This is a genomic window from Kitasatospora sp. NPDC091335 (genome assembly GCF_044757205.1).
GTDB lineage: Bacteria > Actinomycetota > Actinomycetes > Streptomycetales > Streptomycetaceae > Kitasatospora.
Window position 1 is genome coordinate 46,740 of the sequence record NZ_JBIVUM010000016.1, and the last position, 25,056, is coordinate 71,795.

Here is a 25,056-nt window from a genome sequence, read left to right on the forward strand (position 1 = left end):
CGGAAAAGGCCGGTGACGGTGAACCAGCGGCTGGCTAGGGTGGCGCGGTGACCGAAACGAACACCGACGCGCCCACGTTCTCCGACGTCCGTCCGCCGAGCCTGAACGCGGACGAGCCGACCACCCTGCTGGCCTTCCTGGGCTACCTGCGCACGGCGGTGATCGCCAAGCTCGACGGAGTCTCCGACGAGGACGCCCGGCGTCCCGGCACCGCCTCCGGCACCAGCCTGCTGTGGCTGGTGCGACACCTCGCGGTGGTCGAGGACAACTGGTTCACCTGGGCCTACCAGGGCGTGGGCGATGAGCCGGGCTCGACGGACGAGGTGCCGCTGGACGGCGCGACCGTGGCCGCGGAGGTGGCCGCCTACCGGGCGGCGATCGAGCGGTCCGACGCGGTGGCCGCGGCCGCCCCGGGCCTGGACCGTCCCGGCGTGCGCTCGCTGCGGCCGGACGACGCCGAGGGGCCGTCGCTGCGGTGGGTGCTGGTCCACATGATCGAGGAGACCGGGCGGCACGCCGGGCACGCGGACATCATCCGGGAGCAGCTGGACGGCGCGACCGGGCGCTGAGGGGGCAGGTCGGGCCGCCGGGGGTGGCGGGCGTGGAACGGGGGGAAGGGCCGAGCCCTGCCACCCCCGTTCCGTCGCCCCGACGACTCCACCGGTCCTGCCGGTCCTGCCGGCTCTACCGGTCCCGGAAGGCCGTGAGGTCCAGCGCCGCCAGCCGCTCCGGATCGGTGAGCACGTCGATCGCGACGATCGCGCCGTCCACGACGGTGAACGCCATGACCGACAGCGCCCGTCCGTTGTCGCCGATGACCACCGCGCCCGCGGTGCCGTTGACCAGCGCCCGGCGGGCGAACGGCGACAGCGTGCCCCACAGGACGGCCTGGCCGGCCACCGTGCCGGCGCCGGAGAGCACCACCGTGTGCCGGGCCATCGTCGCGCCGCCGTCCGAGCGCAGCACCACGTCCGGGTCGAGCACGGCGAGCAGCGCGCCCAGGTCGCCGTTGCGGGCGGCGGCGAAGAACGCGTCCACCGCCAGCCGCTGCCGGCCGAGGTCGGGGTCGGGCGCGGGCGCCTGCCCCCGCACCCTGCGGCGGGCCCGGCTGGCCAGCTGGCGGGTGGCGGCGGCGGTCCTCTCGATCAGCGGGGCGATCTCCTCGAACGGCACCGCGAACAGGTCGTGCAGCACGAAGGCGACCCGCTCGGCCGGCGACAGCGACTCCATCACCACCATCAGCGCCAGCCCGACCGAGTCCGCGAGCATCACCTCCTGCTCCGGGTCCACCACCCCCTCGCGCCGCAGCAGCGGGTCGGGGATGCGCGGCGGGCCCGGCTCGCCGTCAGGTCCGGCGGGCTCCAGCGGCTCCTCGCGGCGCTGGGCACGGGTGCGCAGCAGGTTCAGGCAGACCCGGGAGACCACCGTGGTCAGCCAGCCGCCGAGGCTGGCCACGTCGCCGGTGTCGGTGCGGTCGTAGCGGAGCCAGGCCTCCTGGACGGCGTCCTCGGCCTCGCTGACCGAGCCGAGCATCCGGTAGGCGACCGCGCGCAGGTGCGGGCGGTGCTCCTCGAAGAACACGGCCCGGGCAGATTTCTCATCCACCGTCTCGTCCACGTGTCACATTCCTTCGTCGCCGGGGGTCAGGGCAGCAGGAGCCACCCAACAACGGCCGCGGCGGGGAGATCAACTCCCCTCCCGGCCGAGGACGAATCGGAGACGGTCATGACGAAGAACACCGTGCTGGTCACCGGCGGCACCGGCACCCTCGGCCGGCAGGTGGTCCCGCTGCTGCGCGCGGCCGGGCTGCCGGTGCGCGTGCTCAGCCGGCGGGAGCGCCCGGCCGCCGACGGCGTGACGTACGCGCGCGGCGACCTGCTCGGCGATCCGGCGGCGGTGGCCGGGCAACTGGACGCGGCGCTGACGGGCGTGGACATCGTGCTGCACCTGGCGGGCGGCCCCAAGGGCGACGACGTCGCGACCCGGCTGCTGGTCGACGCCGCGCGGCGGGCCGGGGTGCGGCACCTGGTGTACATCTCGGTGATCGGCGCGGACCGGCTGCCGCTCGGCTACTTCAGGGCCAAGCACGCCGCCGAGCGGGCGGTGGCCGGCTCGGGCCTGCCGTACACCATCCTGCGGGCCGCGCAGTTCCACGACCTGGCGTTCACGGTGGCCGAGAAGATGGCGAAGCTGCCGCTCGTCCCCGCGCCCGGCGGCATCCGCTGGCAGCCGGTGGACGCGCGGGAGGTCGCCGCCCGGCTGGTGGTGCTGGCGCTGGGCGAGCCGGCCGGGACGGTGCCCGACCTGGCCGGTCCGGCCGTGTACGAGATGGGCGAGCTGACCACGGCCTACCTCGCGGCGCGCGGCCGCAGCCGCCGGCAGCTGCCGGTCCGGGTGCCGGGCAAGGTCGGGCGGGCGTACCGGGCGGGGGAGAACCTGGCTGCGGCGGGGGCCGAGCACGGGCGGCGGACCTGGGAGGAGTACCTGGCGGAGCGGCTGGCGGCCTGAGCCCGGCTGGGCTGTCCCGAGGGGCCGGCCTGAGGGCTGTCCCGAGGGCGGCCGTGCTGTCGGAGGCCGGTCGTAGGGTGGCCGCCATGTCCCTCCTCGATGCGATCCGCGCCGACTCCGCCGCCGCCGGCTTCCTGGCCTGGCCGGGCGACTTCTCCCTCGACGCCTACGAGCACGGGGAGGAGGTGGTGCTCGCCTCGGGTGAGGCCCTGGAGCCGGTGGCCAAGGACGGCGCGGGCGGCACCTTCTTCCTCTGCGGCGGGGGCGGCGAGGAGCGCCCGGTGCTGTACGCCGACTTGGAGGGCAGCGCTGCGCTGCTGGCCGTCGGGGTGCCGGAGCTGGTCCGGCTGCTGCTGGCGGTGCCGTGGTGGCGGGACTGCCCGCGGCTGACGGTCGAGGAGAGCGGCGAGGCGGCCGAGGAGTACCTGGAGGACCAGCCCGGGCTCTACGCCGAGCGGGACGCGGCGGCGGCCGCACTCGGGCTCGACGTCCCCTCGGCGGCCGAGGCCCTGGCGCGGCTGCGGGAGCTCACGCTGGGCCCCGGGGCCTCGTACGTGCTGCTCAACGCGGAGGAACGCCTCGCGTACGAGCCGCTGTTCAGGCCTTAGCGGCCCGGAGCACGTCCTCCGTGGTCACCACCTTGGCGAAGCGCATCGCGTGCAGGGTCGTCGCGGTGGCGCGGGCGAGTTCGGCGGCGGGGACGGTGGTGCCGTCGGGGCCGGTCATGTCGAAGGCGTGCACGGCGTCGGTGGGGAAGACCGCGTCGTAGCCGAGGTTGCCGGCCATCCGGGCGGTGGTCTCGGCACACACGTTGGTGATGATCCCGGTGACCACCACCTGCCGGGCGCCGCGCTCCCCGAGCCAGGCGTGCAGGTCGGGGGTGCCGTAGAAGGCGCTGTTGACGGTCTTGGTGACGTGCAGCGCGGGAGTGAGCCCGGCGACGAAGTCCTTCAGCTCGTACCCCGGGGTGCCCACGGCCAGCGGGCCGGCCGGGGAGGTGTGCTGCACGGTGACGATCGGGCGGCCGGTGGCCTGCCAGGCGGCGATCAGCTCGGCCATCCGCTGCTCGGCCTGCGGGTTGTCACGGGGGCCCCAGTAGGAGGTGTCCTCGAAGCCCTTCTGGACGTCGATGAGCAGCAGGACGGCGTCGGGGTCGAGGGTGAGCGGGGCGTCGAGGGCGTCGGTGTTCGTCATGCCGTCCATGGTGGTCGGCGTCACCGGGGAGGTGTGATGGGCGGAGGGGCCACCCGTCGATAGATTCCTGCCATGCGAACCGTGGGCTGCCTGATCTTCGACGGTGTCCGGGCCTTCGACTACGCGGTGATCGGCGAGGTCTGGGCGAACCGGACCACCCGGCCCGGCCTGCCCGCCTTCGACCTGAGGGTCTGCGGGCCGCAGGGCGTCCGGGTACGGCTGGGCGGCGGGCTGGAGCGGGTCCCCGACCACGGGCCGGCGGCACTGGCCGACTGCGACCTGGTCGTGGTGCCGGGCGTCGAGGACCCGGACGCCCGGCGGAGCCCGGAGATCCTGGAAGCCCTGCGGGCCGTCGCCGCCGCCGGAATCCCGATCGCCTCGCTCTGCGCGGGCGCCTTCGTCCTCGCCGAGGCCGGTCTGCTGGACGGCCGCGAGGCCACCACCCACTGGTCGCTCGCCCCCGAACTCGCCCGTCGCTTCCCGGCGGTGACGGTCCGGCCGGAGGTGCTCTTCACCGGCGGCGAGGGCCTGTGGACCTCGGCCGGGGTCGCGGCGGGCATCGACCTCTGCCTGCACCTGGTGCGCACCGCCCACGGCCAGCAGGCCGCCGCCACCATCGCCCGCGGCATGGTCACCGCCCCCTTCCGGGCGGGCGGCCAGGCCCAGTTCATCCCCACCCCCGTCCCGGACGCCACCGCCGACGGCGACCCGCTCGCCCGCCTCCGCGCCGAGATCCTGGCCACCCTCGGCACCCCCTGGACGGTGCGCCGGATGGCCGCCGCCGCGCTGATGTCCGAACGCACCCTGGCCCGCCGCTTCACCGCCTCCACCGGCACCACCCCGATGCGCTGGCTCCTCGACCAGCGAGTCCTCACCGCCCAGCGCCTGCTGGAGGAGACCGACCTGCCCGTCGACACCGTCGCCACCCGCTGCGGCTTCACCTCCGCGGTCTCGCTGCGCCCGGTCTTCACGGACCGGGTCGGCGTCGCTCCCCGGGAGTACCGTCGGGCCTTCCGGGGCCGGGCGGAGGGTTAGGGAGTGGGTGTAGGGGCCTCCGAGGGCGCGGCCGATTCGGACGGTGGCATCAGGCAGGGGGTCCGGACGACGAGGGACAGGCGGTTGTGGCCCGCCGTGCTGTCGACGTCGATGACGTACCGGCTCTCGGGGTGACGGGCGGAGAAGGCGGCGATGGGCAGGGCCGAAGGATCCCCGGTGGGAACCTCCCGGTACTCGGTGACCTTGAGGCCTTCGCGGGTGAGCAGGTCCCGGGCCTTCCTGAGGACTTCGTTGTGCTGGTCGTCGGGGACGTCGGCGTGCAGGCCGCCCGCGTCCTGGGCGGCCTCGCCGACGGCGTAGGTCCCTTGTCCGGGTTCCCGGTGGCGACGATGGCGCGTCCGTCGCCGTCGAACCTCTCCGGGCCGATGGCGAGGAGGAACATTCGCTTCGATTCCTCCTTCTCGTTCGCTCCCTCCTCCAGTTTCTTCCTGATCTCCATCAGCGCGTTCTTGCGCTTGTCGTAGTCCTTCTGGTCCAGGCCGAACACGGAGGCCGAACCAGCCTCCAGCGCGTCGATCTTCTGGTCCAGTACGAGCCGGTTGGCCCTGTCGCGGGCCTCGGCCGGGATGCCGTCGAGATCGCCCACCTGTGCGGCGTTCAGCGTGAGGTAGGTTTCCTGCTGGTCGAGGGTGAGGCTGTTCCACCAGGCGGCGTTCTTCGCGGGGTCCTTGCCGTCCGGGATGTAGGGATCGACCAGATGGAGGTCCCGCATGATGCCATCGACGGCGTACTTCGCCGTGAGGAGCGATCCGTTCGCGCGGGACGGGTCCAGTGTGTTGGCGCTGAGCCGCACGAGGGCGTTGTGGCCTTGGTCGCTCGCCTCCTGAGCCGCCTTCAGCGCGGCGTTGATACGGTCCTGGAAGCCCTTCGTCTCCGAGCCGAGTTGCTGGCGGGCCTTCTGGGCCTCCGGGTCGTTCGCTTCGCCCTTCCCCTGTGCCGGGAGACTGAGGGTGCCTTCGGCGGACACGGTCAGGCCTCGGGAATCTGGTGGCCGCACCCGCGCGAGCTCGCGCGGGTGCGGCCAACCCGGGAGGGCGCAGTCGGGAGGCGGAGTGGTGGCGGAGCGGGTGCCGGGGTGGTTCTGGGAGGTCCTGGAGGCGGCGCGGCCGCGGGTGGCCGCGCTGGAGGCGTGGCTGGGGGGTCGACCGCGGGAGGTGCTGGAGGAGTTCGCGTGGGCGTACGCGACGGCGGCGGAGGAGCTGGCGGACTTCGCGGAGGGGGTGAGCGTCGACGGGGAGGTGTGGTCGGAGGACAGCACCGAGGACCTCTGCCTGTGGGTGGTCGGGCAGGGGTACGGGCTGTGGCGGGCGGTGGTGGAGGGGGAGCGGGCGCTGGAGGAGGCCGCGCGGGTGTACCTCGGAGGGGAGGCGGCCTGGGACGGGGACGTCGCGGATCCGGCGCACCGGGGCTACCAGTCGCCGGATGCCATCGTCCACGGCGTCCACCGGTCGCGGTTCGGCGAGGAGTTGCGCGAGCGGCCGGAGGACTACTGAGGACGCCTGAGGGCCGGCGGCGTGCGGGGTGGCGGTTCTCGGTGTCGCCACCCCACCCGCCGCCGGCCTCCCGGCACGCGGCCGTGGTCCGTCGAGCCGGACGGTCCGTCAGCCGTCAGCCGGTGTGGGAGTCGCGCAGGAGCTTCTTGTCCGGCTTGCCGACGGGCGTCAGCGGGATCTCGTCCACGAGGTGCAGCACCTCGGGGGCGAAGATCCGTCCCTTGCGCTCGGTGACGAACGCGCGGAGTTCCGCCAGCGTCGGCCGCTGCCCGGGGGCGGGGACGACGGCGACGTGGACGTGTTCCGTCTCCTGGTCGTCGCGCACGCCGAAGACCGCGCAGCGGGCGACCGCCGGGTGGGTGACGAGGAGGTCCTCCACCTCGGACGGGTAGACGTGCCCGCCGACCACGATGATCAGGTCCTTGGCCCGGTCGGCGAGGTAGAGGTAGCCGTCCTCGTCGAAGTAGCCGACGTCGCCGGTGTTCAGCCAGCCGTCCCGCAGCACGGCGGCGGTGAGGTCGGGCCGCTTCCAGTACCCGGCCATGACGGTGTCGGAGCGCAGGTGGACCTCCCCCTGCTCGCCGGTCGGCAGGTCGGTGCCGTCGAGCGCGCGGATCGCCACCTCGACGCCCGGGACGGGCCGGCCGACCGAGACCTGGCCGCCGTGGCCGATCCGGTCGTGCTCCTGCGGGGTGAGCATGGAGATCAGCTGCGCCTCCGACATCCCGTAGACGCCGAACAGGACCGGCCCGAACACCTTGAACGCCTCGCGGATCCGGGTCGGCGAGGCGGCGCTGCCCCCGTACGGGATGGTCCGCAGGCTGGACAGGTCGGTGCGGCCGACCGTCGGGTGGTCGAGCAGCTGGTGGAGCAGCGGAGGCAGCAGCCAGAGGTCGGTGATGCGTTCGCGCTCGATGGCGGCGAGGACCGCGCCGGGCTCGAAGGAGCGCTGGAGGACCACCGTGCCGCCGCGCTGGAGGGTCAGGTCGGAGAGGATGCCGGAGAGGTGGGCGAGCGGGGTGGGGGCGAGGAGGCGGGGCGCGCCGGCGGTGGGGTCGCTGCCGACCGGGGTGTCGAAGACGCGGCGGTAGGGCCCGTGCAGGCTGAGGATGCCCTTCGGGATTCCGGTGGTGCCGCCGGTGTGGCGGATGCCGAGGTCGTCGTCGGGCCCGACCCGGACGGCCGGCGGCTCGGCGGGGCGGTGGGCGGAGGCGGCGATCACGTCCTCGCCGACGGCCCCGTCGGCGGCCACCGGTCCCGGGCCGAGGGTGAGGACGGCCGGGACGTCGACCAGCGGGAGCAACTCGGGTGCGGTGGCGTACCGTTCGGCGTCCAGGAGCAGGAGGGTGGTGTCGACGCTCGCGGTGATCTCGGCCAGGACCGGCGCGCTCATGCCGTCGTACAGGTTGACCACCCGGGCGCCCGCGAGGCCCGCGGCGTAGCGGGCGCTCAGGGCCTCGGGGGTGTTGCCGGTCAGCAGGGTCACGGTGCTGCCGACGGTCACTCCCCGGGCGATCAGCTCGTGGGCGAGGCGGTAGGTGGTGGCGGCGAAGTCGCCGGCGGTGATCTCGGCGCCGTCGGCGGTGACGAAGGCCTGACGGCCGGGGTCGGATGCGAGGGCTCGGAGGATCAGCGCGGGGCCGCTGACGAACTCGGAGTCCCGCGTGGCCACTTCGTGCTTGTAGTTTGCAACCATGGCCACAGGCTAACCCCAACCCCGGTGCCGTACCGGGGGCGCCCGGAGGGTAATTGGCGTGAACCTTGCGCTGACGGCGCAATCATGACGATGCATCAGGAAACGGTTGCTGCCCGCGCAGCCCCGTCCGGGTGAACCGTGCGGGTGAAGCACGGGTGAAACGTGGGCGACGTGCGGGTGGGTCGCGGGGCCCGGCGGCCCCGCTCAGAACGCCGTCGGAGACCGGAGGGCGAGGTCGGTGGCGGTGGCCCAGTGGTCGGCGGTGGCGGTCACGATCACGTAGCCCTGCTGGGAGGGGAGCCGGGGGACCGTGGCGCTGAGGCAGCCGTGGCTGCGGTGGACCTCGACGGGGACGGGGACGCCGTGGAGCAGCACCTCGCCCGGGGTGGGCGGCCCGTCGAGCGGGGCGAGCTGGGTGCGGGGGTCGAGACGGCTGGAATTGGCGAGGAAGGTGGAGAGTTGGGACTGCGGGGTGGTGAGGGAGCCCACCCGGTGGCCGGGCGGAACGGGGCGCGAGGTCTGGACGACGGCGACGAGTTCGCCGTCCAGGTGGTAGTTGAGGTCGAGGTGGCAGAGGTAGCCGTCCGAGGAGAGCCGCCCCAGCAGGAAGAACCACCCGGGCGGGGCGGCGCGGAGTACGGCGATCTGCTCGCCCCACTCGTCGGCCGTCTCGCGGTGGGTCGGTATGTGGATGCTGCGCGGGCGGGTGTCGCGGAACAAGGGCTTCCCCCAACGGTCGGCTGACAGACGGTCGTTGGGACGAGTATGCGGTTTCGCCCGGAGGTTCGGGGGCGGTTCGGGGACGGATCGGCGGCGGATCGACTGTTGGGGCCGGCCGGATGGTGTGGCCGAGGGCGTTCTTCGTCGGCTGGAGCGCGTGAGAAGTCGGCGGGTCCGACTTCCGGTGCGGGGCCCGGCGGCGCGGGGCCGGACGGTGCGGGGTCAGCCGGCGCGGGGGCAGCCGGGCCGGCGGTGGGTGCGGGCGGCGTGGAGGGCCAGGGGGGTGACGAGCGCGGCCGTCAGGGCGCAGGCGAGGGCCAGGGTGCCGTAGCCGCCCGCCGCGGCGAGCGGGGCGGAGAGCAGGCCGCCGGTGCTGCCGGCGACGGCGAGGCCGACGTCGGCCAGGCCCTGGGTGGAGGCCCCGCGGGCGGACGGCGCCGCGGCGGTGACGACGGCCGTCCCGCTGACCAGGCCGAGGTTCCAGCCGGCGCCCGCCAGGGTCAGGGCCACGGCCAGGACCGGGACCGAGTCCGCCGGTGCGAGGGCGGCGAGGAGGGCGGCCGCGGAGAGGAGGGCGCCGCAGGCCGCGGCGACCGGCAGAGCTCCCCAGCGGTCGACCAGCAGGCCGCTGAGCGGGGACGGGAGGAACATCGCGGCGATGTGGAGGGAGACGACGAGGCCGATCGTGCCCGTGCCGTGGCCGTTGGCGGCCAGGTGCACGGGCGTCATCGTCATGATGGCGACCTTGGGCAGCTGGGCGAGCAGCATGATCCACAGACCGGTCGCCACCCCGGGCCCGCGGCCCGGCTGCCCGGCCGGGGCGTCCGCGATCGGGACGTCGCCAGGGACGTCGTCCGGGACATCGCCAGGGACATGGCCAGGGACGTCGCCAGGGACATCGTCCGGCGCGGCCCCGGGAGCCCGGGTGCGTGCCAGGCGGAGGGGATCGGGACGCAGGGCGGTGGTGAGGACGACGGCCGCCACCGTGTAGCCGAGGGCGGCGAGCAGGAACGGCCCGGCCAGCGGGGGGATGCCCCAGGCCTGGGCGAGCCGGCCGGTGAGGGGCACCAGGTTGGGCCCGGCGACCGCCCCGAGCGTGGCGGCGAGCAGGACCCGGCTCAGGGCGCGGGCCCGCCGCCGGGGGGACGCGAGGTCGGCGCCGGCGTAGCGGGCGAGCAGGTTGGTGGCGGTGCCGGCGCCGTAGACCAGGAGGGAGGGCAGGAGCAGCGCGACCTGGTCGGCGGCCACCGCGGCGACCACCCCGACGCTGCCCAGGGCGCCGGCGGCGTAGCCGAGGCCGAGCCCGGGGCGGCGGCCCCTGGACTGGCACAGCCGGCCGATGGCCAGGGCGCCGAGCATCGATCCGCCGGTGAACAGGGCGGTGGGGATGCCGGCGAGGCCCCTGGAGCCGAGCATGTCCTCGGCCAGCAGTGCTCCCACCACGATGCCGGCGGTCAGTCCGGCGCCGCTGACCAGCTGGGAGACGACCAGGACGGCCAGCACCCGCCGCTGCTCGGGAGGTTCGGGCGGTTCGGGGGTCCGGCGGGGCTCGGTGGCGGCCCGGGCGGGAGGTGTCATCCGGTCGCCAGGGGGCGCAGCGCCGAGATCTCCGCCAGCGGCATGTCCAGCTGCTCGTGGAGGTAGCGGACGATGGTCCAGTGGGCGAGGGCGCCCTCGTCGAAGGGGCCGAACTCCCGGCAGTAGAGCGGGATCCAGCGCAGTGCCTCCTCTGCGGCGCGCGCCCGGCCGGGCTGCTCCTGGTAGGACTCGTAGGGGATGCCGCGGTGGTGGATGAAGTACCGGCCGGGCAGGCGTTCCTCGCAGAGGGCGCGGTACTCGCGGGTCTGGAGGATGAGGTAGTGCCAGACCTCGTCGATGTGCTGTTCGACGGGGAGGAAGAGGCCGGCGAGCTCCTCGCGGTGGCGCGAGACGAGGTAGAGGTAGCGCAGGCACTCGGTGACCTGGCGTTCGGCCTCGGCGGGGGTGGTGGCAGTGCGGGCGGCCGTGTGGGCCACCACCTCGGCGTGGAGGTCGTCGTCGAGCAGGGCCCTGAGCTGTCCGGCCGGGACGCGGGGCGCGGGCTGCGACGGCGTTCCGGGCCGGGGCTGGGCGGTCATCGGGGGCCTCCGTGGGTGGTCCCGGCCGCCGGACCCGAGGGCGGGGCCGGGGCGACGGTGGCGTTGGCGGTCGGGGTGGCGGGCGAGGACGGGGGCGCGGCGAGCCACGGGTACTTGCCGGAGGGGCCGATCGGCAGCTGGGCGTGGTGCTCGACGCGGCAGCGCCGTCCGGTGAGCTCGCGGACCGCGTGGGCCAGGGCGTCGGTCTCGGCCGCCCGGAGCGGGGCCCCGTCGAAGGTGGTGCAGCGCAGGACGGCTCCGTCCTCGTGCCCGTCCCCGAGGTGCAGGCGGTGGAGGAAGACGCGGGGGGTGACGGCGCTGACGGCGTCGTCGAGGTCGCCCTGGGCGACGGGGCCGCGGGGAGTGGGGAGCAACTCCTTCTCGCGGCCGCAGAAGCGGGTGATCCGGGCCGGGTCGGTGCCGCTGTCCGCGGTGCGCACGCAGTCCCCCGAGCGGTAACGGACCAGCGGCATGTACGGGTTGCGCACGCTGGTGACGATGAGGCTGTGGATGGTGCTGCCCGGGGCGACGGGGACGAGTTCGACGCTCATGTCCTCCAGGTGCGGCCGGTAGCCGCCGCCGCGGTCGCTGGAGTAGAGGTAGCCCAGCTCGGTGCTGCCGAAGAGGTCGACGATCGGGCAGTCGAAGTGTTCGCGCAGGTACCGGGCCACGTTCGCCGGGGTGTGCTCGTAGGCGTGGACGATGCTGGCCGGCCGGGGGAGGTGCTCCCACAGGCCCCAGGCCACGGCCTTGCGCACCAGGTGCGCCAGGTGGGAGGAGGAGCAGTCCAGGTGGTAGCGGCCCCCGGGGTGGGCCCGGGCCGCGTCACGGATCTCCGTGAGCATGCGCTCGACGTCCGCGCGCTGCCAGTGGCCTGGGTCCAGGGTCAGGTTGAGGTAGAAGGTGCGCTCGTCCAGCCGGCGGTCGGCCGGGGAGGGGGTGCCGGACGGCTCCTCGCCGCGTTTGCGGGCGTTGACGCGGGCGACGTGCTCGGTGGCCAGCACGGTGGTGAGCGAGACCCTCGGACAGCCCTCCGCCCAGGTGGCGGCGATGTCGGGGTGTTCGCTCCACAGCCGGTAGTAGGAGTTCAGCAGGAAGTAGGGCGGCCGGATGATCTGCATGCGGGCGTGGTTCGTGCCGGTGGAGAGCACGAACTCCGCCTCACCGGTGGCGAGCGCCGCGGCGAGGCGCGGTGTCATCCAGTTGTCGGGAAATCCCCGGGCGATCTCGGGTTTCTCCAGAATGGGGAAATGCCCCCGCTCGATCGCGGTGCGGTAGAGCGGGATGTCCCTGATCCGGTCGATCACGTCGGGGGTCGGCTGACCGTTCACTGTGTCCTCCAGTCGGCGCCCGGCACCCGGACCGCCGGAGCCCGACGGCCCGGACGACCGGGCCGGGCAGGTGGTCCGGGTGCCGGGCGGTGCGTCAGGAGATACAGCCGGACTTCGCGATGCTGATGCACCCGTCCTTGGCCACGCTGATGCAGCCGTCCTTGGCGGTGCCTCCGGAGTTGGCGGCGACCCAGCCCTTCCACGCGTCTTCCTGGATCATCTTCTTGACGAGCTGTTCCATTCGGACCTCCGAGATGTGTCGGTATTCCGGCGGCGCTGGTCGTCGCCGCCAAAACGACAGTAAAGTGATGGTCAAGGAAGTGTCAATGATGGTTAATCAGACAGCGATGAGTGGCGCGTGGCTGAGAGTTGACGGACCGACAGTCCGGCACAGAAACGGCGGATCCGATTCCGGAAAAGGCCCGCGCTGGAGCTGGCCACCGCCGCGCTGGACGGCCGGAAAGCCGAAGTGGAGCTGGTCGAGGTGGCCGACGAGGCCGAGGCCACCCGGCTGGGGATGTGCGGTTCGCCGACGATCCTGATCGACGGCACCGACCCGTTCCCGCCGCCCGGGGCGGTGCCCAGCCTGTCCTGCCGCCTCGCCGCCTGTCCCTTCTCCGCCGTCCCCACCCGGCACAGGGTCCGCCTCGGCAGCGGGGTGGAGGTGTGGTCGATGTGCGCCATCGACGCCCTGGGCATCCCGGCGATGCTCGGCCAGGACGCGGTGATCTCCTCCACCGACCCGGTGAGCGGCGACGCCGTCACGGTCACCTCGGCCGACGGCGTCCTGCGCTGGGACCCGGTGGACGCCGTGGTCTTCGTCGGGCAGCGTCCCGGAGGCGGTCCCGCGGCGGCGGCCTGCTGTGACGCGCTGAACTTCTTCACCGGTGCGGCGAACGCCGGGGCCTGGACGAGCAGGCACCCGGACGTCCCCGGCCGTACGGTCGGCCGGTCCGAGGCCGAGCGCGTCGGCCGGGAGACCTTCGGGCACCTGCTCGCGCCCTGAGCGCCGGCCGGCGGGCGCGGCGGGGCCTGCCGCCACGGCGCGGGCCGGTGCCGGTGGTGGCTCGGCCGCCTTCCGCCCGGTCGCCTTCCGCTCGGCCGGCGTCGGTCAGGATCCGGTGGGCAGGAGCGCGGCGAGTTCCCCCAGGACCCGGGCCGCCGGCGCCGGGTGGACGAGCCAGCGCAGGTGGCCGCCTTCGAGGGTCCGGACGTCGAAGGGGTTGTCGGGGGTGAGCGCGTCGGCCTCGCGGATCATGCGGTCCTGCATGGCGGGCGGAATGCTGGTGTCGGCGGCCAGACGCACGTAGGTCCGGGGAATCCGGCCCCAGGTCGTGGCCCGCGCCCGGTCGGCGGACGTGCCGGCGTCGAGGTTCTCGTCGGGCTGGAAGGTGTTCAGGAAGGTCCGGAACTCGTCATCGGTGAGGTCGGCGGCGAACGCCTGCCGGAACGCGGCGAGCGCCGTCGGGTCGGCGGTGCGGAAGTTGACCCGGAGCAGGCCGAGTTCGGCCGGGTTCCCGGCGAGCGCGGCGGCGAAGGCGGCGGGGTCGACGGTCGCCATCTCCGGCTGGGCGTAGTAGCCGCTCACGTCCAGATCGACGGGGCACCAGGCGGAGACGTAGACGATCCGGTCGACCAGCTCGGGCCGGGCGTTGGCGACGGCGGTGGCCGTGATGCCGCCCCTGCTGTGGGCGACGAGGACGGTGGGCCCGTTCCGCTTGGCCCGTTCGAGGACCTCGATCACGCGGGCGGCGTTGTCGGCGAGCGTGACCCCCTTGATGCTCCCCGGCTCCGCCGCGAGCGCTTCGAGGTTCTGGGGAGCCTGGTAGGGCGCGGGGAAGGTCGCCTCGAATCCGTGCCCCGGAAGGTCGACCGCGACGGAGCGGTGCCCGAGCAGGGCGAGTTCGGCCTGTAGCGGCGCGAACGAGAACGAGTTGGCGAAGGCCCCGTGGACGAAGACGAAGGTCGGCAGGTTCTGCATGGCCTCAGCCTCCAGCAGAACGATCTTCGGAACAAGACCGAACCGAGGAGGGATCAGCTGCGGCGGGCGGGTGCGAACAGGCCGGTCCGCGTGACGCGTCCGGGCCGCCGGGGCCGGGAGGGCCGCGGAACCCGCGTGCGTCACGCGGCAGTCGGGCCTCAGCCGCCGGTGGTGGTCCGGGCGGCTTGGGTGCGGCAGTGGGTGAGGGCGTAGGTGATGCGGCGGTCGGGGCGGGGGGTGGTGGTGAGGAGTTCGCCGGCTGTGACGAGGGTGGTCCAGTACTGGGCGGGGTTGCCGGTGCGGGGCATGGGGCGGGCGGCGGCGAGGGAGAGGTAGGCGGTGGTGAGGTTGCCGGTGGTGAACCAGCGCTGGAGGCCGTGCTGGTGGCCGGCGCGGATGCCGCCCATGGCGTCGATGGCGGTCAGGAAGTGTTCCACGACGGCGAGTTCGGTGTCCGTGAGACTCTTGGGGATGTCGAAGACGCCGAGGGCTTCGAGGACTTCGCCGGTGTCGGCTTCGGAGTTCGGGCGGGGGTCGGCGAGCAGGGCGTCGTGGCACTCGGCGAGGCGGCGGGTGGTCTCGGCGAGCGGGATGGCCAGGGCGAGGCAGACCGCTCGGGCCGAGGGCAGGGGCTTGCCGGAGCGCTTGGCGAGGAGCGCGTAGGTGGCGGCCGGGGTGGTGCCGCGGGACATGGCGTGGCGGGCGAGGGTGGCGAGGTTCAATGGGGGCTCTCAGATGGTGACGAGGGTGGGGGCGCACAGGGCCCAGACGAACTTGCCGATGCCGCCGGGACGGGTCTCGCAGCCCCAGCGGTGGGCGAGTTCGTTGACGAGGAACAGTCCGCGGCCGCGCTCGTCGTCCGGGGCGGCGATGTGGAGGGTGGGGTGGCCGGCGCCGGCGTCGTGGACTTCGAGGCGCAGGAGGCGGTCGGGGGTGAGGGTGAAGCGGATCTCGATGTGGCGGTCGTCGGGGGCGTCGGAGTGCTGGACGGCGTTGGCGAACAACTCGCCGAGGAGGAGTTCGGCGGTGTCGGCGTAGCGGTCGCCGGCGGGGAGACCGGAGAGGTAGGCCCGCAGCAAGTACCGCGCCAGGGGCGTGGATTCGGTCTCGGAGTCGAGGCGCGCGACGAACATACGGGGGCGACGGGCAGTGGGCATGGGGGTGCACCTCAGGGGGCGGAGGGGGCGTGCGAATGGGGCGCGCAGTTCACTCTGTGCATGCGGGTGACTGCGTTCCGGTAACAATGATCGGCCTGCGGAGGTACGGTGACGCCCAGATCCACGTGTTGGGCACGTGGCGCACGAGTGGGAGCATCAATGACACAGCGGAAGATCAAGCGGGGACCGACGGCCAGCTCCGCGATCATGTTCGGCGAAGAGCTCCGCTACGCGCGGGAGTCGGCGGGCTACACCCAGGAAGACCTGGGCAAGCTGATGCACCTCGACCGCACGGTGATCTCGCGGATGGAGACCGGGCGGCGGAAGCCGTCGGTCTTGGAGGTCGAGGAGCTCGAAGGGATCCTGAATGCGGGTGGCCTGCTGAGGCGGTTGTACGGCCGGGTGGACTGGAACGCCTCGATCGAGCACCCGGATTGGTTCCGGGATCACGTTGACCTGGAGGCCATCTCCATTGGGGTTCGGGTATACCAGGACGGCGTGGTGCACGGCCTTTTGCAGTGCCAGCAGTACGCGCGAGCGCTCTTCGCCACTGGCGATGCGGCCGGCAGGCCGGAGGAGATCGAGGAGCTGACCAGGGCTCGACTCAGTCGGCAGACTCGATTTCTGGCGTCCGATGGGCCGTTGTTGGTGGTCATTCTCGACGAGAGTGCCATCCGCACGGTCATTGGCGGACCCGGTGTGATGAGGAGCCAGATGGAGCACCTGCTGCGGGTGTCTCGGCTCCCGAACGTCGTTGTTCAGGTGGCCCTGTTCTCAAGTCGGCAGGCCTTCATCAACACGGCTATGGTGTTGCTGGAGCTGCCGGATGGGCAGCGTTTGGTCTACTCGGAGAGCCTTGAGCGAGGTCATCTCAGTGATGATTCCGTCAGTGTGGCCAAGCATCACCATCGCTTCGATCGGCTCCGTGGTGAATGCCTGTCAGAGAGCGAATCGCGTCGGCTGATTGTCGATGCCCTGGAGGGTTACACAGATGATGAGCAACGAGCACGCCGTAGTCGCTTGGCGGAAGAGCAGCTACAGCGGCAACAACGGCGGCGACTGCATCGAGGTAGCCCCCGGTTTCCCCGGCCTCGTTCCGGTGCGTGACTCCAAGGATCCGCTGGGCCCGGCCCTCGTTTTCCCGGCCGCCGCGTGGGAATCCTTCGTCGCGGCCGTCCGTGAGGGCGACCTCCCGGCCTAGAACTCCCAGAGGGGTTGGCTGTGTTGATCTGGCGCAAGAGCAGCTACAGCGGAAACGACGGCGGCTGCTGCGTCAAGCTCGCCGCAGCCACCTGGCGGAAGAGCAGCTACAGCGGGGATGACGGCGGGGACTGCATCGAGGTAGCCCCCGGTTTCCCCGGCCTCGTCCCGGTGCGTGACTCCAAGGATCCGCTGGGCCCGGCCCTCGTTTTCCCGGCCGCCGCGTGGGAATCCTTCGTCACGGCCGTCCGCACGGGAGACCTCCCGACGTAGCGCTCCCGGTGCCGGCGGCGCCTCCGGGGTGACCAGGGCCGTACCCGGGAGAGGGGGCCTCCGGCCGTCGCCCGGAGGTGGCCGGAACCACCCCTCCGGATGGTCTATAGTTGTCCTCATCACCCAGATGCGCGGGTGGCGGAATAGGCAGACGCGCTGGATTCAGGTTCCAGTGCCCGAAAGGGCGTGGGGGTTCAACTCCCCCCTCGCGCACAGCGAACGGCCGGTCGATCTTCGGATCGACCGGCCGTTTTGTCGTTCGCCCCGTTCGCGGGCGTGCTCGCGCTCAGGGCGGCGGTTCAGCAGGTGATGAGCAGGCTGGTCACGGTGGTGCAGGTGGCGGTGGCGGTGGCGGTGAGGGTGGAGGTGGCGTCGGGGGCCGGGTCGGCGGCGCGGACCGTGGCCGTCGCGCGGAGGGGGCCGAGTGTGACGAGGCCGGCGTGGGCGGTGAAGGTCTCGATACCGCCGCTGTTCTCGGGCGGGCAGTTGATCGAATCGGCGGCGGTCGCGGCCGGAGCGGCGGCGAGCACGGTGCCGGCGCCGATCAGCAGCGCGGCGGCGGGCAGGGCGAGAGCGCGGAACGGGTTCATGTCGGTGTCCTTGGGCGGCGGCGAGTAGGCCGTCCGTGATCATGTCGACCACGCGCCCCGGCCGACAAGAGGGCCCTCACGTTCCGGCCGAACAAGGCCACATCCCGACGGGTCGGCCGTATCGACGACCACGCGGCCGACGCCATCCCGCCGATCCGCTCGCGGCGGGGCCCGAGACGGCGCGGACCCGGCCACCCGGCCGTCCTGTCGTTCGGGACACCGGTGGTGGTGCGCCCCGGTGTGTGTACTTACGACTTTCCCCGTCGCCGTTTATCCCTCCCCCCGGCGGTGGGATCCCCCTCCCGAACGGCGAGGCCGCTCCTCGCCGAGGAACCGGAAGGGGGGCCCGCGTGAAGTGGTCCGTGCCGAGGCGGACAGCGGTCTCCATGACCGCGGCGGCGATCGCGGGTGCGGCCGTGATCCCCGGAGCCCGCGCACCCGCCGTGCCCAGGCAGCTCGGCCGGCCCGGGGGCCACTCGGTGTGCGCGTTCACCGAACAGGACTTCCGGGGTCTGCTCGCGCACATCAGGCTGCCGCGGCTCCTGATCGAGCCGCCGATCGAGAGCGCGGCCAACCACAGCCACGTCACCTGGTGCTTCTACGAGTCGCCCGCCTACGGAGGCCTCCACGTCGTCCTCGAACCGGGCCGCGGTACCGCCCGTTTCCCCTACCCCGTCCAGTCCGCCCGGCCTGCCGGAGAGGGGTGAGCGGTCCTCAGCCGCGCTCCGTGCGGCGGGCGTGGCGGAGGACCGCGAGGACGGCCGTTCCGGCGGCGGCCGCGAGGGCGAGCACCGAGGCCACGGTGACCACGTCGGCGGCGGTGACCGGCTGGGAGCGCAGCGCCTGCCAGGTCAGCAGGAGCACCAGGCCCAGGTAGGCCAGTGCGGCGGTCCACACCAGGGCGACCCGGTGGCGCTCGGGCAGCCCGCGCGGCCTGGTGACGAGCAGGAAGCCGACCAGCGGCAGCACCTGGAACGCGTGGAGGCCGACGAAGTGGGGCACCCGCAGATCGCCGCCGAGCGTGCTCCAGTCGGTGACCGGAAGCCCCGTACCGCCGTCGGCGAGCCCGACGGTGTGCGCGCCGATGACCGGCAGGCCGTGGCCCTGCGCGGCGGCGGCGCGCTGCTGGGAGGTGGGCGTCGTCATCAGGAACGCGACGGCCATGCCCAGGGCACACACCGCCAGGCCCAGGCGGAGCCCCCAGGCGAACACCGGTGGTTGCAGCCGCTGGCGCAGCACCAGGACGACGGTCGCCAGGGCCATCGTCCAGGTGGCGACGATGAAGGCGGCCATCGTCATCCACACCGCCGTCGCCGTCGCCGTACCGAAGTTGAAGTGACTGGTGGTTCCGGCCGCCGCCGCGGCGGCGATCAGGGCCATCTCGACGGTCAGGGAGACGGCGGTCACCCGGGAGACGAGCCGGACGAAACGATCGTGGCCGCGGACGAAGGTGAGCAGCCACAGCAGGGTGAGCGTGTAGATGCTGATCGAGAGCGCGAAGCGGGCCGGTTTCGCCCAGGCGGGCTGCCCGGTGATCGACCGGGAGTCGGCGACCAGGCCCACCAGGGCGATGGCGAGCATGACGCCCATCAGCACGGCCGTACCGGCCAGCGGCCGGTTCGCCGTCCACGCCTGCCGCGCCAGCGCCGAAGGCCTGCGTTCCCGCGTCATGTGCTGCCCTTCCCCGCGACCCGCGGGTGTCTTCAGGAAAACGGCCGGTCGACCTTGTGGTCGACCGGCCGTTTCGTCATCCCGGGAACCGGATGGCGGCGGCCCCGCTCCGGGGCCTCAGGCCGCCGGTGGTGCGGGGTCCGTCACTCGTTGTGCCAGGTGGCGCCCGAGCCGGTGAACCCACCGACGACGCCGGAGTCGTCGGCCCAGACGAAGAAGTCGGCGTGCGAGACACCCTCGGGGCTGACGGAGGACTCGACGGCCGCCGCGCCGGCGCCGTTCTGGTTGGCGACGAAGAAGCCCTGGCCGAAGGACGCGTCCAGGCCCTCGGTAGCCGAGGCCAGGCCGGCGCAGCCGATCACGAGCGGGACGGTAAGGGCGCCGACGGCCAGGACACGCTTGAGAGCACGCATGAGAGTCTCCTCCGTGGAGTGTGAGGTCAGGAGCGGCGGCGCTCGGTCGGTGCCGCCTGAACCAGACAGCCACGGGCCACCACCCCCCGCAAGCGCCACCGCCATCCGAACAGACCCAACGACCAGTCAGAAACACCGCGCCGACCTGCGGAAATGGCCGATCGGGTGATCACGTCGCAAGGTCGTTCGGGCGGAGCAGACCCACGGCCGACAGCACTCCCGCACCGTGCTGCGCGACGCCCTCGCCGGTGCGGTGAAGCCACCGCAGTGAAGCCACCGCAGTGAAGCCGCCGCAGTGAAGCCGCCGGGGTGAAGCCGCCGCGGTGACCGGGCCGCGCCGAGGGGGAGTGGGTGGGTGCCGTCCGGCGCTCCCCGGTACGCGGGCTTCGCTACCGGGCCGCGGACGCCGGGCCTCCGGTGCCGCCGGAGCCCCGGGCGTACACGGTGAAGGAGGTCAGGCCGGAGGGTAGTGTCCAGGCCCCGTGCGCCGCCCGGACGGACACCTTGTAGCGGTGCGGTCCTTCGTCCCGCCGGCCGGGCGCGGCCTGGGCGGCCTGGGTGGCCTGCGCGGTCGTCGTGGCCAGCACCGTGACGGTCGACGTGGTCGCCAACAGGCCTTGCCGGAAGAGTTTTTGATTGGTCGTCATCAATGCCGATGGTCTGGAATCCCGGCGGCCCCGGCGATGGCTTCCACCCGGATTCATGCGAACGAGTGGTCGCGATCCGGCCGAGTTCGAGGCGGCCCGCGACGTGCCTCCAGCGGGGCCCGTCGGTGGCCCTCCGGAGGGGTGGGCGCCGTCGGCGGTCCTCCCTCGATCGGGGGAGGACCGCTGGTCGGAAGGCCGGTGATACTGACGGACATGATCAAGGGACTGCGGCCGCTGTTGCGCGGCTCGACGTACACGGGTGTGCTGTTCGCGGCGCTCGGGGCGCTGGCGGCACTGCCGGTGGCGATGGTGGCGCTCGGGATGACGCTGGGAGTGTCGGGCCGGCCGGACGCGGTCTGGGTGGCGCTGCCGCTGTGGGCGCTGCTGCTCGCGGTGGCCGGGCTGCCGCGGGTGGTGCGCCGGGTGCTGGTGACGGGGGCACGGCGGCTGCTGGGCGTCGCGGTGCCCGGCCCGGTGAAGGGGGCCGCGACGGAGCGGTGGCGGACACCGGTGTTCGTGGTGGCGCACGTGGCGCTGGGCTGGACGGTGCTGATCGGCGGCAGCACGCTGCTGGTGATGGGAGTGGCACTACTGCCGGGACGCTGGGCGGCCGGTGAGGCGCGGATCAGCCTCTTCGGCTGGGGCACGGAGGTGACGGGCGTCTGGGCCTGGGTGGTGGCGGCGCTCAGCCTGGTGCTGGCGGCGGTGCTGTTCGCGGGGGTGTCGGGGGCGCTGCGGTGGCTGGCGCCCCGGCTGCTCGGGCCCTCCCCGGCCGAGCGGCTCGCGATGGCCGCCGAGCGGGAGCGGCTGCTGGCCGAACGCAACCGGCTGGCCCACGAGTTGCACGACTCGATCGGGCACACCCTGACCGCCGCCACCATCCAGGCGGCCGTCGCCGGCGAGGTGCTGGCCGACGATCCGGCGGCGGCCCGGGCCGCCATGCGCAGCATCGAGGAGTCCACCCGGGCCGCGCTGGAGGACCTCGACTACGTGCTCGGCGCGCTGCGCGAGGAGCAGTCGGGCACCGCGCCGACCCGCACCCTCACCGACCTGCCCGAGCTGGTCGACCGGCTGCGGCACGCGGGCGCGGTCGTGGAGCCGCGGACCACCGGGGACCTGGCGCAGGTGCAGGGCACGCTCTCCCGGGCCGCCTACCGGATCGTCCAGGAGGGCCTGACCAACGCGCTGCGGCACGGCGGGGGCGGGCCGATCGGGCTGTGGGTGGCGGCGGGGCCGGAGGCGCTGGAGCTGAGCGTGGTCAACAGCGTGGCGGGCGGCGGGGCCGGGCCGGGGTCGAGTGGGTTCCCGACCTCCGGCCACGGGCTGCCCGGCCTGGCCGAGCGGGTGCGGCTGCTGCACGGCGAGTTCGAGGCCGGCCCGTACGGCGAGGGGCAGTGGCGGCTGGCCGTCCGGCTGCCGATGCGGTGGTCGGCGTGAGCGGCCCCGGTCCCGACGCGGGCCCCGGTCCCGGCCCCGACGGGGGCGCGCCGCCCGAGGTCACCCTCCTGATCGCCGACGACGACCCGGTCACCCGCAGCGGGCTGGGCACCCTGCTGGGTGCCCAGCCGGGCATCACGGTGGTCGGGCGGGCCGCCGACGGCGTCGAGGCCGTCGAGCAGGCCCGCCTGCTGCGGCCGGACGTGGTGCTGATGGACGTGCGGATGCCGCGCCGCAACGGGATCGAGGCGACCCGCGAACTGCTGGAGCGGGACGCCGACCCGCCCAAGGTCGTGGTGATCACCACCTTCGAGAACGACGGCTACGTCACCGCCGCGCTGAGCGCCGGCGCCAGCGGCTTCGTCCTGAAGCGGCGGCCCGTCCCGCAGATCGCCGAGGCGGTGCGGGTGGCGGCGGCCGGGGAGGCGGTGCTGTTCCCCGCCGCGCTGCGCCGGATGGTCGCGGCCCGGCCGCTGGACTCCGCCGAGGCGCTGCCCCGGGCGGCGCTGACCGGGCGGGAGGAGGGGGTGCTGCGGCTGATGGCCACCGGGCTGTCCAACCCGGAGATCGCGCAGGCGCTCGCGGTGAGCCAGGAGACCGTCAAGACGCACGTCGGGAACGTGCTGAACAAGCTCGGCGCGCAGAACCGGACCCATGCGGTGGTGATCGCCTACGAGAGCGGGCTGGTGGTGCCGGGGCTGCCGGGCACGTAGGGCCTACGGCCGCGGGTCGACCGGGGTGAGGGTGCCGAGGCGGTCCTCGACGGCCTGGGCGGCGGCCAGGCACAGATCCTCCCGGAACGCCCGGCCGACGAGCTGGACGCCGGTGGGCAGGCCGCCCGCGTCGAGGCCGGTGGGCACGGCGACGGCCGGGACGCCCACGAAACTGGTCACCGAACAGAGCCGCATGGCGCCGGCGACCCGGTCCCGGCCCGCCTGGTCCCTGGACTCCAGGCCGGGTTCGACCGGCGGCTCGGTGAACACCGGCCCCAGCAGCAGCGGGTAGGCCTCCAGGAACTCCGCCCACGAGCGGCGGATGCCCATCCAGGCGCTCATCAGCCGGATCAGTCCGGCGGCGTCCGCGGGCGGGGCGATGCGCATCGTCAGCTCGATGAAGCGGTCGCCGCCCTCGCCCAGCAGCTGCCGGACGGCGGGCCAGCTCGGCGCGAACTCGGTGTTGGTGAGGCGGTAGTAGGTGTCGAGGGCCTCCTCCATGCGCGGGACGTCGGGGACCTCCCGGACGTCGTACCCGGCGTCGCGCAGTGCCTCGGCGGCCGTCTCGACGGCGTGGCGGACGGTCGGGTGGACGCCGCGGCCGCCCGGGTCGGCGACGACGGCCACCCTGACCGGGGCGGTGGGCGGCTCGCCGTACAGCGGGACGGGCACCGCGCGCGGGTCGCGCGGGTCGGTGCCCGCCAGGATCTCGTAGGCGAGCCGCAGGTCGGCGACCGTACGGGCCAACGGGCCGTCGGTGACCAGGACCTGGGAGGCCGGGCCCGGGTCGTCCGGGCCGATCAGGCGCTGGTCGGCGGGGAAGCGGCCGGTGGTCGGACTGAGGGCGGCGACCCCGCAGAAGGAGGCGGGGATGCGGACCGAGCCGCCGGAGTCGTTGCCGAGCCCGAGCGGGGCCATCCCGGCGGCGACCGCGACGCCGTCCCCGCCGCTGCTGCCGCCGGGGGTGCGCTGCGCGTTCCAGGGGTTGCGGGTGTCGCCGTACAGCTCGCTGCGGGTGTGCATCCCGGCGAGGATCAGCGTCGGCAGGTTGCTGTGGCCGACTGGGATCGCCCCGGCCGCGCGCAGCCGGGCCACCGGGACGGCGTCGTCGGTGGCGACGTGGTCGCGGAAGCGCGGGGTGCCGAAGGTGGTGGGCACGCCGGCGATCGGGGTGCACTCCTTGACGGTGAACGGCACGCCCGCGAGCGGGCCCAGCGGCTCGCCCGCGGCCCGGCGGCGGTCGGTGTCCAGGGCGGCCGCGCGGGCGCGGTCGGCGAGGAGCCGGGTGACGGCGTTCAGGTGGGGGTTGACCTCGGCGATCCGGGCCAGGTGGCTGTCCATCACGTCCAGGGCCGACACCTCGCCGGTGCGCACGGCGGCGGCGAGTTCGGTGGCGGGCCTGCTCCACAGGGGCATGAGGGTCTCCTCGGCTCGTTTCCGATGCGGTCGCATCGGAAAACGAACGATAGCCCGGAATCCGATACGCTTGCATCGGAATATCGGGGGGCGTACCGAGGAGGCCGCAGATGCCCAAGCAGGTGGACCACGAGGGCCGGCGCCGGTGGATCGCCGAGGCCGTCTGCCTGCTGGTGGACGAACACGGGCTGGAGGGCGTCACCCTGCGGGACGTCGCCGCCCGGGCGGAGGTCTCGATGGGGGCCGTCCAGCGCTGCTTCCGCACCAAGGAGGAGATGCTCCTGTTCGCCCTCGGGCACGTCGGCGAGCGGGTCACCGAGCGGGTGCGAAACCGGCTGCTGGCCGGCCCCGCGCAGTCGGCGGCCGGCCAACTCGGGCTGGTGGCGGGCGAGATGGCGCTGCTGCGCGAGGAACACCGGGCCGAGGCCAGGATCTGGCTCGCCTTCGTCGCCGGGGCCGCCGTCAACCCGGCGCTGGCGGCGACCCTGCGGAGCAGCTACGCGGCGCTGGAGGAGCTGATGGTGCGGCTGGTCACGGAGGCCGCCGGCGGGGAGGTCGTCGGCGGCTCGGTGATCGGCGGGGAGGCCGCGGGCGGGCCGGTGGTGGCGCGGACCGAGGCCCGTACGCTGCTCGCCCTCGCGGACGGGCTCACCGCGCACGTGCTGGTCGGGCACCGCAGCCCGGCGGAGGCCGAGGAGGTCCTGCACGCGCACCTGGCCGGGCTCTGGGCGCGCTGCTGACCGGTGCGGTGCCGCCGGCCGGTGCCGCGCTGCCGACCCCACGGGGGTGCCGGCGCACCGATGAGATGATCGGCGCTCAGGACCGTCGGCGGCGGGAAGGCAGGACGGGGGCACGATGGAGGGCACGATGGAGCGCCGTTTCACCGACCCCGGGGTCAGGCTGCACGAGTTCGCCGACGAGGTGCTCGTCCGCTGTCCGCGGTGCGGGGGCCGCGCCCTCGTCCTCGCGCGGCTGGGCGACCGGTGCGAGCACCGGTGGACCGGCGGCCGGGAGCACACCCGTCGGCTGCTGCGCTGCGGCTGCGGGTACGCCGTGGACGGGTTCCCGGCCCAGCGGACGTTCGGCGGGCCGGTCGACCCGTACTTCGAGCTGCCGCTCTGGCTGGACGCCGAGTGCTGCGGCGGCCGGCGGCTGTGGGCGTACAACCCCGCGCACCTGGACCTGCTGGAGGACTACGTCGCGGCCGGACTGCGGGAGCGCGGCGCCGTCCCCGGCATGACCCTGGTGGCGCGGCTGCCCGCCTGGGTGAAGTCGGCCAAGCACCGGGACGAGGTGCTGCGGACGATCCGACGGCTGCGCGCCTCGGTGCCGCCGGCCCGCCGGGCCTCCCGGCCGGCCGCCGACACCGACGCTGCCCGCTGAATCTCCGCCCGCTGGACCTCCGCCCGCTGCGGGGCGCGCCCAGGCCCGCCGCCGGGAATC

At 73.9% G+C, this 25,056-nt stretch carries 30 protein-coding genes, 1 tRNA gene and 1 pseudogene; 15 read left to right on the plus strand and 17 right to left on the minus strand.

From position 1 onward, the window contains the following. The first annotated feature begins 47 nt into the window (after positions 1 to 47). Positions 48 to 569: a DinB family protein gene (locus tag ACIQOW_RS28850; RefSeq protein ID WP_401089780.1), complete on the plus strand. Its 522-nt coding sequence runs from the start codon at positions 48 to 50 to the stop codon at positions 567 to 569. Between the two features lie 115 nt (positions 570 to 684). Here the strand turns inward: ACIQOW_RS28850 and ACIQOW_RS28855 are convergent, their stop codons facing one another. After that, on the minus strand, positions 685 to 1,605 hold the full coding sequence (locus ACIQOW_RS28855) for a sigma-70 family RNA polymerase sigma factor (protein ID WP_401089782.1): 921 nt from the start codon (positions 1,603 to 1,605) through the stop codon (positions 685 to 687). A gap of 120 nt (positions 1,606 to 1,725) precedes the next feature. On the opposite strand from ACIQOW_RS28855, the gene ACIQOW_RS28860 reads away from it, so the two are divergent. Next, a complete protein-coding gene (locus tag ACIQOW_RS28860; protein ID WP_401089784.1) occupies positions 1,726 to 2,508 on the plus strand; it encodes an SDR family oxidoreductase in 783 nt (260 codons plus the stop codon). Positions 2,509 to 2,594: 86 nt separating this feature from the next. Then, the gene (locus ACIQOW_RS28865; RefSeq protein WP_401089786.1) at positions 2,595 to 3,116 is read left to right on the plus strand and encodes a hypothetical protein; all 522 of its coding nucleotides are present in this window, start codon (positions 2,595 to 2,597) and stop codon (positions 3,114 to 3,116) included. On the opposite strand, the gene ACIQOW_RS28870 is transcribed toward ACIQOW_RS28865, so the two are convergent. Continuing rightward, positions 3,106 to 3,702 carry a cysteine hydrolase family protein gene (locus ACIQOW_RS28870; RefSeq protein WP_401089788.1) on the minus strand — a complete coding sequence of 199 codons (597 nt, stop codon included), beginning with the start codon at positions 3,700 to 3,702 and terminating at the stop codon, positions 3,106 to 3,108. The two genes, ACIQOW_RS28865 and ACIQOW_RS28870, sit on opposite strands and share 11 nt — an antisense overlap. A 72-nt stretch (positions 3,703 to 3,774) precedes the next feature. Between ACIQOW_RS28870 and ACIQOW_RS28875 the strand changes: the two genes are divergently transcribed. Continuing rightward, positions 3,775 to 4,737, plus strand: coding sequence for a GlxA family transcriptional regulator (locus ACIQOW_RS28875; protein WP_401089790.1), 963 nt, complete (start codon positions 3,775 to 3,777; stop codon positions 4,735 to 4,737). 49 nt (positions 4,738 to 4,786) lie between these two features. Here the strand turns inward: ACIQOW_RS28875 and ACIQOW_RS28880 are convergent, their stop codons facing one another. Beyond that, positions 4,787 to 5,725: a hypothetical protein gene (locus ACIQOW_RS28880; RefSeq protein ID WP_401089792.1), complete on the minus strand. Its 939-nt coding sequence runs from the start codon at positions 5,723 to 5,725 to the stop codon at positions 4,787 to 4,789. 88 nt (positions 5,726 to 5,813) lie between these two features. Between ACIQOW_RS28880 and ACIQOW_RS28885 the strand changes: the two genes are divergently transcribed. Beyond that, positions 5,814 to 6,251, plus strand: coding sequence for a hypothetical protein (locus tag ACIQOW_RS28885; RefSeq protein ID WP_401089793.1), 438 nt, complete (start codon positions 5,814 to 5,816; stop codon positions 6,249 to 6,251). A gap of 115 nt (positions 6,252 to 6,366) precedes the next feature. Here ACIQOW_RS28885 and ACIQOW_RS28890 read toward each other — a convergent pair whose 3' ends face one another. The 6 genes from ACIQOW_RS28890 to ACIQOW_RS28915 form a co-directional block, all read right to left on the minus strand. Beyond that, positions 6,367 to 7,947: an AMP-binding protein gene (locus tag ACIQOW_RS28890; RefSeq protein WP_401089795.1), complete on the minus strand. Its 1,581-nt coding sequence runs from the start codon at positions 7,945 to 7,947 to the stop codon at positions 6,367 to 6,369. A gap of 204 nt (positions 7,948 to 8,151) precedes the next feature. Then, a complete protein-coding gene (locus ACIQOW_RS28895) occupies positions 8,152 to 8,667 on the minus strand; it encodes a hypothetical protein (protein ID WP_401089796.1) in 516 nt (171 codons plus the stop codon). 222 nt (positions 8,668 to 8,889) lie between these two features. After that, positions 8,890 to 10,245 (minus strand): MFS transporter, encoded by a 1,356-nt coding sequence (locus ACIQOW_RS28900; RefSeq protein ID WP_401089798.1) that lies wholly within the window; start codon positions 10,243 to 10,245, stop codon positions 8,890 to 8,892. Next, positions 10,242 to 10,784, minus strand: a complete 543-nt coding sequence (locus ACIQOW_RS28905) for a hypothetical protein (RefSeq protein ID WP_401089800.1) — start codon at positions 10,782 to 10,784, stop codon at positions 10,242 to 10,244. Before ACIQOW_RS28905 ends, ACIQOW_RS28900 begins: the two co-directional genes overlap by 4 nt. Continuing rightward, positions 10,781 to 12,115 carry a hypothetical protein gene (locus ACIQOW_RS28910; protein ID WP_401089802.1) on the minus strand — a complete coding sequence of 445 codons (1,335 nt, stop codon included), beginning with the start codon at positions 12,113 to 12,115 and terminating at the stop codon, positions 10,781 to 10,783. The genes ACIQOW_RS28905 and ACIQOW_RS28910 overlap by 4 nt, the downstream gene beginning before the upstream one ends. A 94-nt stretch (positions 12,116 to 12,209) precedes the next feature. Continuing rightward, complete coding sequence (locus ACIQOW_RS28915) at positions 12,210 to 12,356, minus strand: hypothetical protein (protein ID WP_401089804.1); 147 nt, start codon at positions 12,354 to 12,356, stop codon at positions 12,210 to 12,212. A 228-nt stretch (positions 12,357 to 12,584) separates the two neighbouring features. Here ACIQOW_RS28915 and ACIQOW_RS28920 point away from each other — a divergent pair, with 228 nt between their 5' ends. Next, positions 12,585 to 13,121 carry an alkylmercury lyase family protein gene (locus tag ACIQOW_RS28920; RefSeq protein ID WP_401089806.1) on the plus strand — a complete coding sequence of 179 codons (537 nt, stop codon included), beginning with the start codon at positions 12,585 to 12,587 and terminating at the stop codon, positions 13,119 to 13,121. A gap of 105 nt (positions 13,122 to 13,226) precedes the next feature. On the opposite strand, the gene ACIQOW_RS28925 is transcribed toward ACIQOW_RS28920, so the two are convergent. From ACIQOW_RS28925 to ACIQOW_RS28935, 3 genes are all read right to left on the minus strand, one after another. Continuing rightward, a complete protein-coding gene (locus ACIQOW_RS28925; RefSeq protein WP_401089808.1) occupies positions 13,227 to 14,096 on the minus strand; it encodes an alpha/beta hydrolase in 870 nt (289 codons plus the stop codon). Positions 14,097 to 14,254: 158 nt separating this feature from the next. Then, positions 14,255 to 14,818 carry a hypothetical protein gene (locus ACIQOW_RS28930; RefSeq protein ID WP_401089810.1) on the minus strand — a complete coding sequence of 188 codons (564 nt, stop codon included), beginning with the start codon at positions 14,816 to 14,818 and terminating at the stop codon, positions 14,255 to 14,257. Between the two features lie 9 nt (positions 14,819 to 14,827). Further along, complete coding sequence (locus ACIQOW_RS28935) at positions 14,828 to 15,253, minus strand: ATP-binding protein (protein ID WP_401089811.1); 426 nt, start codon at positions 15,251 to 15,253, stop codon at positions 14,828 to 14,830. Between the two features lie 207 nt (positions 15,254 to 15,460). Here ACIQOW_RS28935 and ACIQOW_RS28940 point away from each other — a divergent pair. The 4 genes and pseudogenes from ACIQOW_RS28940 to ACIQOW_RS28955 form a co-directional block, all read left to right on the plus strand. Then, positions 15,461 to 16,207 (plus strand): annotated as a pseudogene (locus tag ACIQOW_RS28940) (Scr1 family TA system antitoxin-like transcriptional regulator); the annotation flags it as partial. A gap of 16 nt (positions 16,208 to 16,223) precedes the next feature. Further along, positions 16,224 to 16,454, plus strand: a complete 231-nt coding sequence (locus tag ACIQOW_RS28945; RefSeq protein ID WP_401089813.1) for a DUF397 domain-containing protein — start codon at positions 16,224 to 16,226, stop codon at positions 16,452 to 16,454. Between the two features lie 14 nt (positions 16,455 to 16,468). Beyond that, the gene (locus ACIQOW_RS28950; RefSeq protein ID WP_401089815.1) at positions 16,469 to 16,726 is read left to right on the plus strand and encodes a DUF397 domain-containing protein; all 258 of its coding nucleotides are present in this window, start codon (positions 16,469 to 16,471) and stop codon (positions 16,724 to 16,726) included. A gap of 129 nt (positions 16,727 to 16,855) precedes the next feature. Beyond that, positions 16,856 to 16,939, plus strand: a tRNA-Leu gene (locus ACIQOW_RS28955). Positions 16,940 to 17,025: 86 nt separating this feature from the next. Here the strand turns inward: ACIQOW_RS28955 and ACIQOW_RS28960 are convergent. Further along, the gene (locus tag ACIQOW_RS28960; protein WP_401089817.1) at positions 17,026 to 17,316 is read right to left on the minus strand and encodes a hypothetical protein; all 291 of its coding nucleotides are present in this window, start codon (positions 17,314 to 17,316) and stop codon (positions 17,026 to 17,028) included. Between the two features lie 386 nt (positions 17,317 to 17,702). On the opposite strand from ACIQOW_RS28960, the gene ACIQOW_RS28965 reads away from it, so the two are divergent. Continuing rightward, positions 17,703 to 18,023 carry a peptidase inhibitor family I36 protein gene (locus tag ACIQOW_RS28965; RefSeq protein WP_401089819.1) on the plus strand — a complete coding sequence of 107 codons (321 nt, stop codon included), beginning with the start codon at positions 17,703 to 17,705 and terminating at the stop codon, positions 18,021 to 18,023. A gap of 7 nt (positions 18,024 to 18,030) precedes the next feature. Here the strand turns inward: ACIQOW_RS28965 and ACIQOW_RS28970 are convergent, their stop codons facing one another. The 3 genes from ACIQOW_RS28970 to ACIQOW_RS28980 form a co-directional block, all read right to left on the minus strand. Next, complete coding sequence (locus ACIQOW_RS28970) at positions 18,031 to 18,987, minus strand: hypothetical protein (RefSeq protein WP_401089821.1); 957 nt, start codon at positions 18,985 to 18,987, stop codon at positions 18,031 to 18,033. A 143-nt stretch (positions 18,988 to 19,130) separates the two neighbouring features. Continuing rightward, entirely contained in the window at positions 19,131 to 19,400 is a 270-nt protein-coding gene (locus ACIQOW_RS28975) for a hypothetical protein (protein WP_401089823.1), read from the minus strand. A 389-nt stretch (positions 19,401 to 19,789) separates the two neighbouring features. Beyond that, on the minus strand, positions 19,790 to 20,047 hold the full coding sequence (locus tag ACIQOW_RS28980) for a hypothetical protein (RefSeq protein WP_401089825.1): 258 nt from the start codon (positions 20,045 to 20,047) through the stop codon (positions 19,790 to 19,792). Positions 20,048 to 20,260: 213 nt separating this feature from the next. Between ACIQOW_RS28980 and ACIQOW_RS28985 the strand changes: the two genes are divergently transcribed. Beyond that, on the plus strand, positions 20,261 to 21,484 hold the full coding sequence (locus ACIQOW_RS28985) for a histidine kinase (protein WP_401089827.1): 1,224 nt from the start codon (positions 20,261 to 20,263) through the stop codon (positions 21,482 to 21,484). Further along, entirely contained in the window at positions 21,481 to 22,197 is a 717-nt protein-coding gene (locus ACIQOW_RS28990) for a response regulator (protein ID WP_401089829.1), read from the plus strand. Before ACIQOW_RS28985 ends, ACIQOW_RS28990 begins: the two co-directional genes overlap by 4 nt. A 3-nt stretch (positions 22,198 to 22,200) precedes the next feature. On the opposite strand, the gene ACIQOW_RS28995 is transcribed toward ACIQOW_RS28990, so the two are convergent. Then, a complete protein-coding gene (locus ACIQOW_RS28995; protein WP_401089830.1) occupies positions 22,201 to 23,613 on the minus strand; it encodes an amidase in 1,413 nt (470 codons plus the stop codon). A gap of 110 nt (positions 23,614 to 23,723) precedes the next feature. Between ACIQOW_RS28995 and ACIQOW_RS29000 the strand changes: the two genes are divergently transcribed. Further along, on the plus strand, positions 23,724 to 24,353 hold the full coding sequence (locus ACIQOW_RS29000) for a TetR/AcrR family transcriptional regulator (RefSeq protein ID WP_401089832.1): 630 nt from the start codon (positions 23,724 to 23,726) through the stop codon (positions 24,351 to 24,353). Positions 24,354 to 24,480: 127 nt separating this feature from the next. Then, positions 24,481 to 24,996: a hypothetical protein gene (locus ACIQOW_RS29005; RefSeq protein ID WP_401089834.1), complete on the plus strand. Its 516-nt coding sequence runs from the start codon at positions 24,481 to 24,483 to the stop codon at positions 24,994 to 24,996. The last annotated feature ends 60 nt before the right edge of the window (positions 24,997 to 25,056 follow it).